Consider the following 14699-nt stretch of genomic DNA (forward strand, 5'->3'; position numbering starts at 1 on the left):
TAAATAACAATATGAAATTCTTTTTCTTTATATTACATTCAATTTTTAGCTAATATACCATGCAACATGATAAATCCTATTACGAAATAAACAACAACAGAGATACGAGTCTTGTTTACTACATTATCTCCTTTGTATGTTCGGTTATTGCATTCTTTATCTGTTGGATTCCTTTTGTCAATTTTATCTCTATCTTTTTTAGCCTTATTGGTCTTGCCTTCGGAATCGCAGCCTATCGAAGAGCTAAAAAAGCTCTTGTCAGTACTACTATGCCCTTAGTTGCTATTATTATTTCACTGTTTCCACTAGTAATCTCTATAGGCACTACATCGGTACTACTCATCTATATCAATAAATAGATACTTTATAAATATAAAAAGCTCAAGTGACCTTGAGCTTTTTTCATTCTTAATAATTCAGTCCTAAATACTTTCTAAAGTAACCACATTCTTTAATTACTTCTTGGTAATATTTTGTATCACTATACTTAGCAGCTAATTCTGAGAAGCCATTCCACTTCTTAAACATGACATCATCACCCCATGCTCCCATATAATAATCCTTATTATGATAGGTCTGTACATAGAATTCATTTCGCTCAAGCTTAGCATCGAAGTAAGCTAGCTTTGCTTTTTCTTCTTTTGTAGTCGCATGTTGCTTAGCTATCGCATAGTACTTTCTAGCATTATTCATATTCAAGATGCTAGACTTATTCTCCATACCGATACTATTACTGCCATACTCATCCCAAATACTGTTGTAATACAACACGCGTGCATTACCAAAATATGTAGCATTATAATAAGCATTACCTACTAACAATGCATTGCTAAATACATCTGTACCATTAGCAATATTCGCCTTCATATCTCTTAGCTTCTCTAAGAATGATAACTTCGTATATACCGTAGTCTGCTTAGCTGCATGATCACAATCATTACAGTCCTTGATCTTTCCGTTAAATGGATTACCTAAAAGAGTAGCTGTGTTATACATCAACACCGTGTACTCATCATCATAGGTATTCTTCTTCTTGATAGGTTCTGCCTTCTTCATTTCTACAATAGCCTCGTCTATCTTATCTTCATAGAACAAATGAATCGCTCTACTCTCATAGATATCACTAAGATTATATTGATATAAAGATGTAAACAACTTTTCTATCTCTGAATGATCCGTTTTTAACAAGAAACTCTCCATAGCACCAGACTGTTTCTTATCCTTATAAAAAGCTACACCTTGAGAGTTTAATATCTCTGCCATGATAGCATTGCCTTGCTCTTTATAAGTAGCTGATAAAAATTGTCTAATCCAACCTGCTGCATACTCATATCTAAAAGGATCACTATAGTCATTCTTCACTAGGTCTGTATAGACCCATTTCAGTTCTGGCAATAGTTTTTCTTCTGTACTCTTATCTAGTTTTTTGACTTGAGATACAGTATTAATCAAGGCAAATAATCGGATTTGCTCTGCTAATAATTTATCTCCTTTTTTAGAATAATCACTTGCTTCCTCTATTTGCTTAGTGGCACTCTTGTACTCTCCTTGAAAGATATCCATATACCCTGCTGCTAACTTCCACAACACTGGATTGGCTACTTCTTGTGGTTTATCCGCGACAGACTTTATCCACTTCAGTGTATTCTGATCTATCTTCTTCTTAATCGCCTTGAAATACTCATCACGAGATTTAAAACTACTTTCTGCAAATACATTCACTTCCTGCTCTTGCATGTTCACCCATCTCGTCAAGATGTAATCTATATGCGGGCTCTTCGGGTTAACCTCATAGGCACGCTTCATAGATTCACCTAGGTCATCATAGTATCCCATTATAGACCATATCGCTGCTTTCACATCTCTATCGTCTGTATTCTCCACTATTTTTGTAATAGCCGCTTTATCAAGAGGCTTAAAGTTATACAAAGCAACTTGACGCATAGAAGGTTCTCTATCAAAAACAGTAGCGTATAGTAGGTTTGACTTCGCAAAATTAGCTAGCTCATAATACGCCCCTGCGACATAAGACATCGCTCTATAATACAGTGTATTTTGAGGTTGACTACTCGCTGTAGATTCAAAATAAGCAATCACACTACTCTTATCTGCTGAGTAGAACTTAGCTTTCATTACCTGAAACCACATTCTATTAGCAAAAAAAGTATCCTTCTTATCCATCTTCTCATAGAAGCTCTGTACTTTATTGGCATAGTCTGTTGGCAATTGCTCTTTGACTTGTTGCTCATAGTTCCAATACTCGAACTCTTGAGCTGAATACTGTTCTACTGTTTTGGCAAAGTTTAGGAAGTTAATAAAGTTCTCTACTTTCTTATTCTTTAAGTCTAAGTCATAGATACTACTTCGTTTCTTTCCTTTTCGCAGTTCACTATATATAGTATACATCGTGTCTATCTCAAACTCATTAGACACTAAACATTCCTTCACTACATCCGCTGGTACAGTATTCCCTAAATATTGTGTCCACTCCTTAACAATATCCTCATTATACATACCTGCGTTATACATGTATGCACCATCATAGAACTTCTCATAAGGTGCAAAAAACAAAGGCTTATATGAGTTATCTACAAATGCTTCTGGTGTAAAACTTGAAACAGAGGAATAACTCCACCACCCATCAGCACATCCGTATGAATACACACCTGCTCCTAACAGCAGTGATAAGCTACTCGCATACAACAATCTTTTTCCAAACTTCTTTTTCATAATAAGGGATATTTCTTGAATTTAAATCATATAGTATAATTTCAGAGGGGCACTTCCCACTTGCCTTCTCTAAGTCTTTTTTCATCTCTAACAACTGCTCACTAGTAGTCGTTTCTACTTTTATCTGGTCGCCAACTAAAAACAATTGTCCAAAGTACATTCCTTCTTTTGTCACACTATATCTAGTCTCATCTATTCTTTTAAAAGCACTTATTTTATCCACTTCATCTGTACGAACTCTACTGATCAAGCGAACTACTTTATTAGCTCTAGTATGTACTACCCATGAATAAATAGGAAAAGCATACTTCAGTTCTAAAGGATAATCGGCCAATGCACCTATATATTTGCTCCCTATATTACGGTCATAAATAGAGTTCAACGAATCTGCTGAGATAGTCCCCATATTATAGTACATCAGTACACCATAGTCTACTTTTGGTATTCCTGTCTTAGCAGCGTACTTCACTTGGTGTAGTCTAATCGTAGATGACACCTTCCACTGACTTTCTTTCTTAATTGACTCTATCAATTCAAAAAAAGAATCCTTACTCTTTAAGCTCCAATCAGAGTCTAATTGTATCTCACTTATCTGTATATGGTTGTGTTTATTAATCTGATTGATATAGTCTATTATCTTTTTTGACAATTCTCTATCTACCTTACTATTCACTAAGACTTCATTCTTGATATACACAACAGGAACAATCTCTACATCAAGAATAGAGTCTTTAAACAGTATAGGTCGTATAGGTATAGGAGAATCACCTTGTAGTCCAATATCAAAATAGCGAATATAAAGCTTGTCCACTTCTAACTCTTTAAGCGTAGTTCTTTCTAGTGAGTCTAACTGAAAGTTAGTTCTCCAATAGTAAAAAGACAACTTCGTCTGCAAGTCCTTATCTCCCTTAGAGACACAACTAACCAAGAATATTAAACAGATAAATAACACATACTTTTTCATGATGTAAACTTAATTCAGGAAACATTTATGCACAAAAAAAAACGCCTAAATAATTTAGGCGTTTTGTGAATTTTAACTAAACGAACTATTTTACAATAGTCATCTCGTCTACAATATGTTTAGCGTCAGCGAACTTATCTATAATGAATAGTACGTAACGAATATCTACGTTAATTGTACGTTGTAATTTAGGGTCATAAATAACGTCTCCTGCCATAGCTTCGATATTACCATCAAACGCAAGTCCGATTAATTCTCCTTTTCCATTTAATACTGGAGAACCTGAGTTACCTCCCGTGATATCATGGTTAGTCAAGAAGTTTACAGGCATATGTCCTGCTTTATCAGCATACACACCATAATCTTTCTTATTATATAAGTCGATTAGTTTTTGTGGTGCTTCGAACTCTTCATCACCTACTTTATGTTTAGCAACTGTACCTTTTAAAGTAGTAAACCAGTTCTCTGCAGCATCATTTACTTTATTTCCTCTTGGTAGGTCTTTTACAGTACCATAAGTTAAACGTAAAGTAGAGTTTGCATCTGGATAGTACTTACCTGTAGGGTTACTTTTTTGTACTCCATCTACAAATAATCTATATGCTTTTTGGAACTTATCTTCTAATGCAGTTACATTATCAGGCATAGCTCTATAATGATCCATAATAGCTACAGATAACTTAAACATTGGGTCACGAGAAATAGTCACTCCTTTAGGATCTGCTAAGAAAGCATCAATAGCCTCTTGGTTAGCAAATACACTCTTTTCAAAAATCTCATCTACATACTTTTCAAAATCACCATTGTATTCTTTGTTGATTTCAGCTACATAAGGAGCGATGTCATATCCTGTAGATTTAGTTGCATAAAGAGCTAATTGTTTAGCTAACATTTCTCTTTCTAATGGCTCATAAGTACTACCATAGATACTCTTGATATACTCTTTAAACTCAGGTAACATCTCAGCACGTTTCTTATCATCACCAGCAGCATACGCTTCCATACCTCCAGCTAAACGATATGGCGCAGCTACTAAATTAGAAGTACGCAACATTGTCATTAAGTAATTATCATGACGAGACTTCTCATTAGTCGCTTTATACCATGCATTAATGTCTGCTATTACATTTCCGTATTTAGCAACGTTCTCTTTTTTAGAAGCCCATTTATGGAAATCTTTTTCAGCTTTTGTTTTAGTCGCCACAGTCTGGTGTTGAGTCAATGCATCAATCATACCTTGACGGTTCTTCCAGTAGTTAGCTACACCAGCATATTTAGATGCATAGTTAAGGCGTACTGCGTCATTTGCAGCCATATACTTTTTCATTACATCCATTCCTAACTTAGATCCTTCAACCCAAGCTGGATAAGCGAACTTAATGTTTTGCTCTACTCCTTGTGCAGGCATCCATCTATTTGTTCTACCTGGATATCCTAATATCATAGAGAAGTCACCTTCTTTTATACCTGTGATAGATACAGGTAAGTGGTGTTTAGGAACCATTGGTACATTATCTGCAGAGTACTCTGCAGGATTACCATCTTTATCCGTATAAACACGGAACAAAGAGAAGTCACCTGTATGACGTGGCCATTCCCAGTTATCAGTATCACCTCCGAACTTACCGATGCTGTTAGGAGGAGTTCCTACTAAACGTACATCATTATAATCTTGGTATACGAAATAGTAGAATTCATTACCTTGGAAGAATGATTTTACAGAAACAGTATATTTTCCATCTCCATCATTTTCTTTTTGAATCTTAGCGATTTCTTGGTTGATTGCTTTCTCTCTTTCGATTTCAGACATCTTATCATTAACAACGCTTAAGATACGCTTTGTTACATTGTCCATTCTCACAAAGAAACGAACAGAAAGACCTTTAGCAGCTCTCTCACTTGCTTTATCTTTTGCCCAGAATCCATTCGTTAAGATATCGTCTTCTGGTGTAGATAATTTAGCTATTTTATCATATCCACAGTGGTGGTTAGTCAATACCAAACCTTGATTAGATACAATCTCTGCTGTACATCCACCATCAAATTGTATAATAGCATCTTTCAACGAATGATTATTGATACTATATATTTCTTCAGATGTCAACTGTAGTCCCATCTTCTCCATATCGCGTTGGTTTAAACGCTCTATGAACATTAAGAACCACATCCCTTCATCAGCTTTTACCGTAGTAGGTATCGCTAATATGAATGCAGTTAAAAATAAAACGATTTTTTTCATATTAATTAGTATGTTAGAAATGCGAAGATAAATTTAATTCTATAAATCTTCCTCAATTGTTGTAATTATTCTTTGTCTGGTGATTGTTTATCAGCTGTTAACTTTTCCTCTCTACAAGCGTCTAAAGGGATATTATTATGGTTATCATATCGATTCTGTAATTCATCTACTACAGACTTATCCCATAGCTTTATCCCTGTAATATAAGCCGTTCTTGCAATCAAGAATGCTGCAACAGGAGAAGTGATAAACAAGAAAAATATAATAGCTAACACTTTAGTCGTTGTTGAAAATTCTGCAAAATGTATAGCTGCCGCTGTAAGAATACACCCGATACCTAAAGTCGCTGCCTTAATCGTAATAGACAGTCTAGTATAGAAATCAGGCATACGTACTATTCCTATGGAAGCTATTAACACAAATACTGCTCCTACAGTACTTAATATCATTATTAAAATATCAATCATCTCTATTTCTCTTTAATAAATAATAGGCAAAAGCCACTGTACTCAAGAATGCTATTAATGCCAATATCATTGCTACATCTAAGAATATTGGGTCATTAGCAATCAAGCTAAACACTCCAATAACCCCTACCCCTACTGTAATCAGTAAGTCTAGAGCGACTACTCTATCTGATACACTTGGTCCTTTTAGAAATCTTATAAATATGAAGATTAAAGACAAGCTGATGATAGGCATAATTACATATATTAAATAATCTTCTACTGTCATCGCAATATCTCTAATAGTTTAGTTTCTGTTCTCTCTTTCATATTCTTAATAAACTTGTGTTTATCTCTCAAATACATAGTATGTATATAAACATAACTTTTATCTTCCGCAATATCGATCACCATAGTACCCGGAGTTAAGGCAATGATATTGGTCAACATCGTAATCTCAAAATCTGTCTTAGCATCTAGATTATACTTAATGATACCAGGTGTCGTATGATAATTAGGTGTCATTACATCTATCGCCACACGTAAGTTAGCCTCCATCATATCATAAATAAAATAGAGAATAAAGATCATAATCTTCGGTACACGATAAAAGTATTCCTTATCTGCTTGCTTAGATCGTCTTGTTAACATCCATAAAATAAAGAATCCTGCCGCACCTCCAAAGATGAAGTTAGAATAATTCAACTGTCCTGTTAAAGCAACCCAGACAAATGTCAATAATAAATTAAGTAAAAAATACTTCAACATAATCTGCTTATTTTAAATGATGCATTACTGATTCTATATAGATTGACGGATTCATTAGTTCGTATGCTACACGCTCTGCTACTTTAAATACAAAAGAGGCATTAAACCCGATCAACAAGGATACTACAGCTAACCCAATAACTGGTAATACTAAAGCTATTTTACCTCTAGTATGGAACGGTGCGAAATAGTCTACCTCTTCCGCATTCGGCTTTGGCAAATCTTTCCAAAACACTTCTGACCAAATACGAGCTACAATAAATAAAGTAATAAAACTCGCAAATATCAATGTCCCTAATAACACATAACTCTCCTGCTTAAAGGCTTCTTGGAACAAAAGAATCTTTGGCCAGAACCCAGACAACGGTGGTATACCTGCTAGAGAGAATAGGATAATCGCAAAGACGATAGACAACTTAGGGTAATCCTTATAGAACCCTCCTAATCGATAAATATCTTGTGTTACACGTATTTTCTGTATCAGACCACTCATCATAAAGAAGTTACTCTTCACAATAACATCGTGGATTAGATAGAACACTACTCCTACAAAAGCTAGCTCTGTATAAATACCAATACCTGCTATCAGATACCCTATATGACAAACAATAAAGTAAGATAGTATTCTTCTAATATTACGCTTATTGATCACTCCTAGTGCTCCACTTATCATGGTAAGAATAGCAATAACTATAAATACTTGTAATACAAAGTCATCAGGTTCGAATACTACTGTGAATACTCTTATCATAGAATACACTCCCATCTTAGTCAACAATCCTCCAAACACAGCACCGATAGCTGATGGTGGTGTATGATAAGACGATGGCAACCAGAAGTACATTGGGAACACTGCTGACTTAATACCAAAACCAACAAAGAACAACAATGCGGTTACTGTTACTAATCCTCTATTCTCCACTGCTGCTACATGTTCAGGTAGGTCTGCAATATTCAGACTACCTGTTATCCCATATAGAATCCCGATGGCTGTTAAGAAGATTACCGAAGCTAACATATTCATGGTTACGTACTTCACAGCACCTTCCATCTGTCTCTTTTTTCCTCCTAATGTCAATAAAACAAAAGAAGAAATAATCACTACTTCAAACCACACATAAAGATTAAATATATCTCCTGTCAAAAAGGCTCCCATCAACCCCATAATTAGGAAGTGATAGATAAAGAAGTGTCCATATCGTATACGGCTAATATTAGTCGCAGCCGTTGAGTATATACCTACAGCTAATGACACTATAGCAGTAAGCATCACCATCGTAGCGCTCAACATATCACCTACGAAGGTAATTCCAAATGGTGCTTCCCAGCCTCCCATTTGTAAAGTCATATTTCCATTTTCCCATATTAGGGTAAACAACCTCAAACTCACAAAGAAGCCGATGATGTTACCTATTACACTCACAGTCTTCTGTGCCTGTACATTCTTCCAGAAGAACAACAGTACAATAGCCGTCAGCATATGTGCTAATATAGGAGCTAATATAAAGTTCGAAATCATATATCTAAATCTTGGATATTAAGTGAATCTAAATCATCAGTTCCTGTTGTCTCATGTACTTTCTTCAATAGAATAATAGCAAAAGCTGTCAACCCAAAACTGATAACTATGGCTGTCAAGATTAGTGCTTGGGGCACTGGGTCTGCATATACATCTGTAAAATGCTTACTCTCTCCGTTAATGATTGGTGCTTTCCCTTTGGTTAACTCCCCCATTAAGAAGATCAATATATTGGCGCCATTACCTAGCATCATAAACCCTAAAAGTAACTTAACCATACTTCTACGCAAGATCAAGTATATACCTGCAGAATATAAGATTCCAACTAATAATACTAATAGTAATTCCATACTTATCTCTTTTATTCACTTTCTGAAATAGTTAATAATATAGTTAGCACAACACCAACTACCACTAAATAGACTCCAATATCAAAAAACAAAGCAGTCCCCACTGAGCCTATAACTGCTACATTATCTGCGAACCATACTCCTGTCATAAAAGGTCTTCCCAATATCACAGGCAAAAAACCACTTATAAAAGAAATTGTCAAGCCTATAGGTATCAACATACGTGGCGGAATCTGAAACAGTCTCAATGTTCTTCTAGTCGTATAAGCAAAAGCGTGTAACACAAATGCTATAGACGCTATCAATCCTCCAACAAAACCTCCTCCTGATAAATAATGTCCTCTCAGTAATACAAAAAGAGAGAATAATAATAACAGAGGCAATAAATAATTAGTCGCTGTCCTCAATATCGTTGAGTCCATCTTCTTTATATCGTACTTAGTCTTATTCTTCATCTTCTCTATATTTTAACATACTGAATACTCCTAATGCTGCGATAGATAATACTATCGTCTCTATCATGGTATCAAATCCTCTAAAGTCAACTAGAATAACATTCACCACGTTCTTACCTTTAGCTAGCACATATACGTTTTCTGCATAATATCTACTGATATCCTTATCTGCTGGAGATACTAAAGCTTGTAAAGTAATAATAGAAATCAAAACACCGAATGCAATAGAAATAACTGCATCTCTAAACTGTATCTTCCTATTACCTAGTTTTAAGAATGGAGGTAACTTAAACAGTACCAAAATAAATAGTACTGTAGTCAATGTATCAATAGCGAACTGCGTCATTCCTAAATCAGGCGCGCCGTAGAATACGAATATTAAACAGATACAATACCCTACTACTCCAGTAGCTGCAATTGCTGTCAATCTTGATGATGTATTTATTGCAAAGACAATTGCTACTACCGCAATTAAGAATACGACTAACTCATAAGCTCTAAACTCAGACAGCCCTGTCGTGTTCACACGTAGTGGTACATCTGCAAATAACTTATATCCTACTAATCCCACAAAGAAAACAATGATTACTGCTAGATAAGATCTTAGATATCCGTTGTGGAAGATCCAAGTATAACGATAAGCTAATACTCTGAAGAACTCTACGATGATAGAGAATATATTCTTAGGAGATACTTTTTCGAAGTTCTCTACTACACATAGCGGGTTCTTCCATCTCTTAAAGATGATATACACTATCGTACCCAGCACGATCGTACATCCACTTAATAATAAGCTAGTATTTACACCATGCCATATCGCTAGTGGCATCTCTACTACAGAACCGTACATAGCACTAAAGGTCGCTATGATGATTTCGTGATACGCTATAGCTGGTAATACTCCTAATAGTAAGGTAAAGAATCCTAATACTACAGGAGGAGCTATAAGTGCCCAATCAGGTTGATGAGAGATACAGACATTCTTAGTCGCTTTACCGAAGAAAGGTTTTATACCAATTAAGAAACCTGAGCCCGTCAAAAACACATTTGTGAAGAATAAGGCACCTACTAATATTATCGCTAAAGTCTCATCCATATAATGAAGTCCACTCTCATAGATCAACTCTTTCCCAATAAACCCAAAAGTCAGAGGAATACCTGCACATGATAATGCAGCAACAACAGCTGCAACACTTAACAGAGGGAAATACTTACGCAGTCCTCCCAACTCGTTAATATCACGGGTATGTAAAGCGTGATCTATAATACCTGTAATCAAGAAAAAAGCTGCTTTATACAATGCGTGTGCTAATACGAATACCGCCATAGCATATAGCGCTATCTGAGTACCTATCCCTAACAAGAACATTAATAGTCCTAAGGCAGATATAGTAGAGTAAGCTAATATTCCTTTCATATCTTTTCTAAAGACACTGTGAAAAGCGCCGAATAGCATCGTCACACCACCTACTACCAGTAAGATTGTGTTCCACTCCATCTTACCTCCTAGTATAGGAGTGAATCTAGCTACTAAATATACACCTGCCTTCACCATCGTAGCAGAGTGTAGATACGCTGATACAGGTGTAGGAGCCTTCATCGCTCCTGGCAACCAAAAGTGAAAAGGGAATTGTGCAGACTTAGTAAAAGCTGCTATGAATAAGAAAATGATAATTAATAAGTAGAAAGGACTCTCTCGTAACACATCACTCTGTCCTAATAACTCGTGTATAGAATATGTTCCGGATATAGTTCCAACTATGACACCAAAGGACAGTAAGAAGAATCCTCCTAACCCTGTAATGGCTAAAGCCCATAATGCACTCGTTCTAGATTCTTCTTCTTCATTATTAAAACCAATCAAGAAGAATGAGCTTATACTCGTAAGCTCCCAAAAAATAAACAAGGTGATTAGATTGTCAGAAGTAACGACTCCTAACATTGCTCCCATAAAAACAGTGAGGTAGCAAATAAAACGGTGTAACAGAGGATGCCCTCTTAAATAAGAAGAAGCATATAAATATACCAATGTTCCAATTCCAGAAATCAATAATCCAAACAAAAGTGATAGACCGTCTATTTTAAAGTCTAAATTGATACCTAATGAAGGAATCCATTCAGTGCTAAATAGGACACTATTAAATCCGTCTTTTACAGAACGTAAAAAAGATAATAGATATAAAAAAATTGAAAATGGAAGTAGGGATATTAATGCTACAAATTTAGTTTGTACAAACTTCTTTAGAAATAACACTCCAAAAGCAAGTACAAAAGTGAGAAAAATTAATGTTAGCATATTTTGTTTATTTCTCTAAATATATATTTTCAGTTTGATGTAAATATATACAAAAAAAACAAATTTTAACTTATAACTTGCCGTATAACAACAAATAACATTCACATTTTTCTCACCTTCCTCCTGCCAATAGGGAATAAAAGGTAATTCCCTTAATTTAATATTATTTATTCAACATTTCCCATAATTTATCCTTTAACTCCATCAGCCCTTGTTGAGCCACAGAAGAGATAAACATATATGGTACTCCATCTAATTCAGCATCTAGCTGTTCTTTTAATTCTGATTTAAGCTCATCATCTAGCATATCACACTTAGTAACTACTAAAAGACGATCTTTATCCAGCATTTCTGGATTATATCTTCTTAGCTCATCTATTAAGATGTCATACTCTTTTTTAATATCATCAGCATCCGCAGGCACCATGAATAACAAAGTAGAGTTTCTCTCGATATGTCTTAAGAAGTAATGACCTAAACCTTTACCTTCTGCAGCTCCTTCGATAATACCAGGAATATCTGCAATCACAAAAGATTTAAAATCTCTATACGACACGATACCTAAGTTAGGCTTCAGTGTTGTAAACGGATAATCCGCTATCTTTGGTTTAGCTGAAGTAAGTACAGATAGTAATGTAGATTTACCTGCATTAGGGAATCCTACTAATCCGACATCAGCTAATACTTTTAATTCTAATATCACATCTAGTTCTTCACTAGGCAACCCAGGTTGCGCATATCTAGGAGTCTGGTTAGTAGATGATCTAAAATGCCAGTTACCTAATCCTCCTTTACCTCCTTCGGCTACGATTCTCTTTTCACCGTGTTCTGTAATTTCGAATAATACTTCACCTGTCTCTTTGTCCTTCACTACAGTTCCTAATGGCACCTCGATAATTCTATCGTCACCATCTGACCCTGTACTTCTAGAACTTCCTCCATCACCACCGTGACCTGCTTTAATATGACGTGCAAATTTAAGGTGAAATAAAGTCCATAAGCCTTCGTTTCCGACTATGTATACGTGACCTCCGCGACCTCCGTCACCACCATCAGGTCCACCTTTTTCAATAAATTTTTCTCTGTGTAAGTGTGTAGATCCTCTACCTCCCTTACCAGAAGCTACATATATCTTTACGTAATCGACAAAATTCCCTTCAGTCATTTCCTTTAATTTTTTTCGTCCTTATTGCACCATACAATAGGAATTGGGCGGCAAATGTAATATTTTTTAGCGAATGTTATAAAGTACCTTATATTAAAGTATCTATAACTTTGCTTAAACGTCCTGTAATTTCTTCGATAGAACCTATTCCATCTACAGCGTAGAATTTATTTTTTGCTTCGTAGAACGCGATAAGAGGAGCTGTCTTCTCATTATACTCTGTATAACGTGTACGGATCTTAGCCTCATCTTGGTCATCAGCTCTACCACTAGTCTTACCTCTCTCTAGGATACGTGCTACTAATACATCATCATCAGCCTCTAAACCTACAGTTCCTGCAAAAGTGATTCCTTTCTCATTCAATAGTTTTTCTAATGCTTCAGCTTGAGCAATTGTACGAGGAAAACCATCAAATAAGAATCCTGATTTATCCATATTCTTGCTCACCTCTTCTGCCAACATATTAATTGTAACACTGTCCGGAACTAGTTCTCCTTGATCCATATATACTTTAGCTTGTTTACCTAGCTCAGTATCGTTTTTTAAGTTAAAACGGAATACATCTCCTGTAGAGATATGTGTTAAATTATACTTTTCTTTTAAAAACTCAGCCTGTGTACCTTTCCCAGCACCTGGTTTTCCAAATAAAACTATTGCAATCATTATTTATTGTTTATTCTGTTAGTCTAATCTTTATTCTTTAATTTGGTATATCTCTGGTATATTTCTACCGTACTTATCATAGTCCATTCCATATCCTACGATAAACTTATTCTCAATCTCAAAAGCTACATAATCTAAATGAATATCTTTCGTATAAGCCTCTGGTTTTAAACATAACGTACATATACGTACTTCACTAGGTTTATGTTGATCAAATAATTTCTTTAACGCTACTAGTGTATTCCCAGTATCTACGATATCTTCTATAATAACTACTCTTCTATCAGTAACATCTATATCAAGTCCTAATAACTGATTAACTTGATTAGTTGATTGAGTTCCTATATATGAAGCCATTTTAACGAAACTCATTTCACATGAGCCTTTATAATGCTTCACCAAATCAGAAATAACCATAAACGAACCGTTTAGAACCCCTATAAATACAGGAACATCTCCGTTCATATCCATTTCTATTTGTTCTGCGATTTCACGCAATCTAGTATCAATCTGTTCCCTAGAAATAAAAGGAACAAACACTTTATCCAATACTTGTATTTCCATTGTGTCGAAGTTGTTCGTAATTTGCAAATATACAAAAAGAATACAGGTTTATTCGTTTCTATGCAAAGGATTTAACCTAAATAACCAAAAAATAAACCTCAATAATTTACTTTTTGGCCATTTGTTTTTAAAAACAAAAAACGTAGCGCTATTACACGCTACGTCTAAAACAAACTAATTCAATCTAACTCTAAAACCAAAGTTTATAGTTCTATCGTTGAGATTATTTTCACTACTTAAAACGTAATTTCAATTTTAATGAGCCAATTCACAACTCATAACCTACCAAATATAAGTTAATTTTTTTAACTAAAAAATATTTATTTAATATTTTATTACCATACTGAAATCAAAAATAACCAATCAATACCCCATAAAACTACAACTATCATCAAACAAACAACATATTAACTAAAAATTAATCACAAAAACCTCCTTTATTAACTATACAAATAACACTTCTTTAAAAAACTTTTCACACTATTTCTTACGAGAATATAATTCTATTCTTATCAAACTCTCATTATCTCTTCTACGAT

General features: G+C 34.9%; 14 protein-coding genes. 1 reads left to right on the top strand and 13 read right to left on the bottom strand.

What is annotated here, in order from left to right:
• Positions 1-59 precede the first annotated feature (59 nt).
• Positions 60-359: a hypothetical protein gene (locus tag AABL87_RS00260; RefSeq protein ID WP_073145607.1), complete on the top strand. Its 300-nt coding sequence runs from the start codon at positions 60-62 to the stop codon at positions 357-359.
• Positions 360-408: 49 nt separating this feature from the next.
• Here the strand turns inward: AABL87_RS00260 and AABL87_RS00265 are convergent, their stop codons facing one another.
• From AABL87_RS00265 to hpt, 13 genes are all read right to left on the bottom strand, one after another.
• The gene (locus tag AABL87_RS00265; RefSeq protein ID WP_341276750.1) at positions 409-2730 is read right to left on the bottom strand and encodes a hypothetical protein; all 2322 of its coding nucleotides are present in this window, start codon (positions 2728-2730) and stop codon (positions 409-411) included.
• Positions 2690-3694 (bottom strand): hypothetical protein, encoded by a 1005-nt coding sequence (locus tag AABL87_RS00270; RefSeq protein ID WP_341276751.1) that lies wholly within the window; start codon positions 3692-3694, stop codon positions 2690-2692. The genes AABL87_RS00265 and AABL87_RS00270 overlap by 41 nt, the downstream gene beginning before the upstream one ends.
• 85 nt (positions 3695-3779) lie before the next feature.
• A complete protein-coding gene (locus tag AABL87_RS00275) occupies positions 3780-5933 on the bottom strand; it encodes a S46 family peptidase (RefSeq protein WP_006259510.1) in 2154 nt (717 codons plus the stop codon).
• Positions 5934-5998: 65 nt separating this feature from the next.
• Positions 5999-6400: a monovalent cation/H(+) antiporter subunit G gene (gene mnhG / locus AABL87_RS00280; protein WP_006259511.1), complete on the bottom strand. Its 402-nt coding sequence runs from the start codon at positions 6398-6400 to the stop codon at positions 5999-6001.
• Positions 6393-6668 (bottom strand): cation:proton antiporter, encoded by a 276-nt coding sequence (locus tag AABL87_RS00285; RefSeq protein WP_006259512.1) that lies wholly within the window; start codon positions 6666-6668, stop codon positions 6393-6395. Before AABL87_RS00285 ends, mnhG begins: the two co-directional genes overlap by 8 nt.
• The gene (locus tag AABL87_RS00290) at positions 6665-7147 is read right to left on the bottom strand and encodes a Na+/H+ antiporter subunit E (protein ID WP_006262079.1); all 483 of its coding nucleotides are present in this window, start codon (positions 7145-7147) and stop codon (positions 6665-6667) included. The genes AABL87_RS00285 and AABL87_RS00290 overlap by 4 nt, the downstream gene beginning before the upstream one ends.
• Positions 7148-7154: 7 nt before the next feature.
• Positions 7155-8666, bottom strand: a complete 1512-nt coding sequence (locus AABL87_RS00295) for a proton-conducting transporter transmembrane domain-containing protein (protein ID WP_006264730.1) — start codon at positions 8664-8666, stop codon at positions 7155-7157.
• Positions 8663-9016 (bottom strand): Na+/H+ antiporter subunit C, encoded by a 354-nt coding sequence (locus tag AABL87_RS00300; RefSeq protein WP_006259515.1) that lies wholly within the window; start codon positions 9014-9016, stop codon positions 8663-8665. The genes AABL87_RS00295 and AABL87_RS00300 overlap by 4 nt, the downstream gene beginning before the upstream one ends.
• Positions 9017-9027: 11 nt before the next feature.
• Positions 9028-9471: a Na+/H+ antiporter subunit B gene (locus tag AABL87_RS00305; RefSeq protein ID WP_006259516.1), complete on the bottom strand. Its 444-nt coding sequence runs from the start codon at positions 9469-9471 to the stop codon at positions 9028-9030.
• Complete coding sequence (gene mbhE, locus AABL87_RS00310) at positions 9461-11767, bottom strand: hydrogen gas-evolving membrane-bound hydrogenase subunit E (RefSeq protein WP_341276752.1); 2307 nt, start codon at positions 11765-11767, stop codon at positions 9461-9463. The genes AABL87_RS00305 and mbhE overlap by 11 nt, the downstream gene beginning before the upstream one ends.
• A 163-nt stretch (positions 11768-11930) precedes the next feature.
• Positions 11931-12932 carry a GTPase ObgE gene (gene obgE, locus AABL87_RS00315; protein ID WP_006262082.1) on the bottom strand — a complete coding sequence of 334 codons (1002 nt, stop codon included), beginning with the start codon at positions 12930-12932 and terminating at the stop codon, positions 11931-11933.
• A gap of 88 nt (positions 12933-13020) precedes the next feature.
• A complete protein-coding gene (locus tag AABL87_RS00320) occupies positions 13021-13596 on the bottom strand; it encodes an adenylate kinase (RefSeq protein WP_006259519.1) in 576 nt (191 codons plus the stop codon).
• A 30-nt stretch (positions 13597-13626) separates the two neighbouring features.
• Positions 13627-14160, bottom strand: coding sequence for a hypoxanthine phosphoribosyltransferase (gene hpt / locus AABL87_RS00325; RefSeq protein ID WP_006259520.1), 534 nt, complete (start codon positions 14158-14160; stop codon positions 13627-13629).
• Positions 14161-14699: the final 539 nt, after the last annotated feature.

Source organism: Myroides sp. C4067, from assembly GCF_038039665.1.
GTDB classification, from domain to species: Bacteria; Bacteroidota; Bacteroidia; order Flavobacteriales; family Flavobacteriaceae; genus Flavobacterium; species Flavobacterium odoratimimum.

Coding starts and splice junctions, on each gene's coding strand:
- AABL87_RS00270 (WP_341276751.1), bottom strand. CDS start 3,694: ATGAAAAAGTATGTGTTATTTATCTGTTTAATATTCTTGGTTAGTTGT.
- mbhE (WP_341276752.1), bottom strand. CDS start 11,767: ATGCTAACATTAATTTTTCTCACTTTTGTACTTGCTTTTGGAGTGTTA.
- AABL87_RS00290 (WP_006262079.1), bottom strand. CDS start 7,147: ATGTTGAAGTATTTTTTACTTAATTTATTATTGACATTTGTCTGGGTT.
- AABL87_RS00285 (WP_006259512.1), bottom strand. CDS start 6,668: ATGACAGTAGAAGATTATTTAATATATGTAATTATGCCTATCATCAGC.
- AABL87_RS00265 (WP_341276750.1), bottom strand. CDS start 2,730: ATGAAAAAGAAGTTTGGAAAAAGATTGTTGTATGCGAGTAGCTTATCA.
- AABL87_RS00275 (WP_006259510.1), bottom strand. CDS start 5,933: ATGAAAAAAATCGTTTTATTTTTAACTGCATTCATATTAGCGATACCT.
- AABL87_RS00320 (WP_006259519.1), bottom strand. CDS start 13,596: ATGATTGCAATAGTTTTATTTGGAAAACCAGGTGCTGGGAAAGGTACA.
- hpt (WP_006259520.1), bottom strand. CDS start 14,160: ATGGAAATACAAGTATTGGATAAAGTGTTTGTTCCTTTTATTTCTAGG.
- AABL87_RS00295 (WP_006264730.1), bottom strand. CDS start 8,666: ATGATTTCGAACTTTATATTAGCTCCTATATTAGCACATATGCTGACG.
- AABL87_RS00305 (WP_006259516.1), bottom strand. CDS start 9,471: ATGAAGAATAAGACTAAGTACGATATAAAGAAGATGGACTCAACGATA.
- AABL87_RS00260 (WP_073145607.1), top strand. CDS start 60: ATGCAACATGATAAATCCTATTACGAAATAAACAACAACAGAGATACG.
- mnhG (WP_006259511.1), bottom strand. CDS start 6,400: ATGATTGATATTTTAATAATGATATTAAGTACTGTAGGAGCAGTATTT.
- obgE (WP_006262082.1), bottom strand. CDS start 12,932: ATGACTGAAGGGAATTTTGTCGATTACGTAAAGATATATGTAGCTTCT.
- AABL87_RS00300 (WP_006259515.1), bottom strand. CDS start 9,016: ATGGAATTACTATTAGTATTATTAGTTGGAATCTTATATTCTGCAGGT.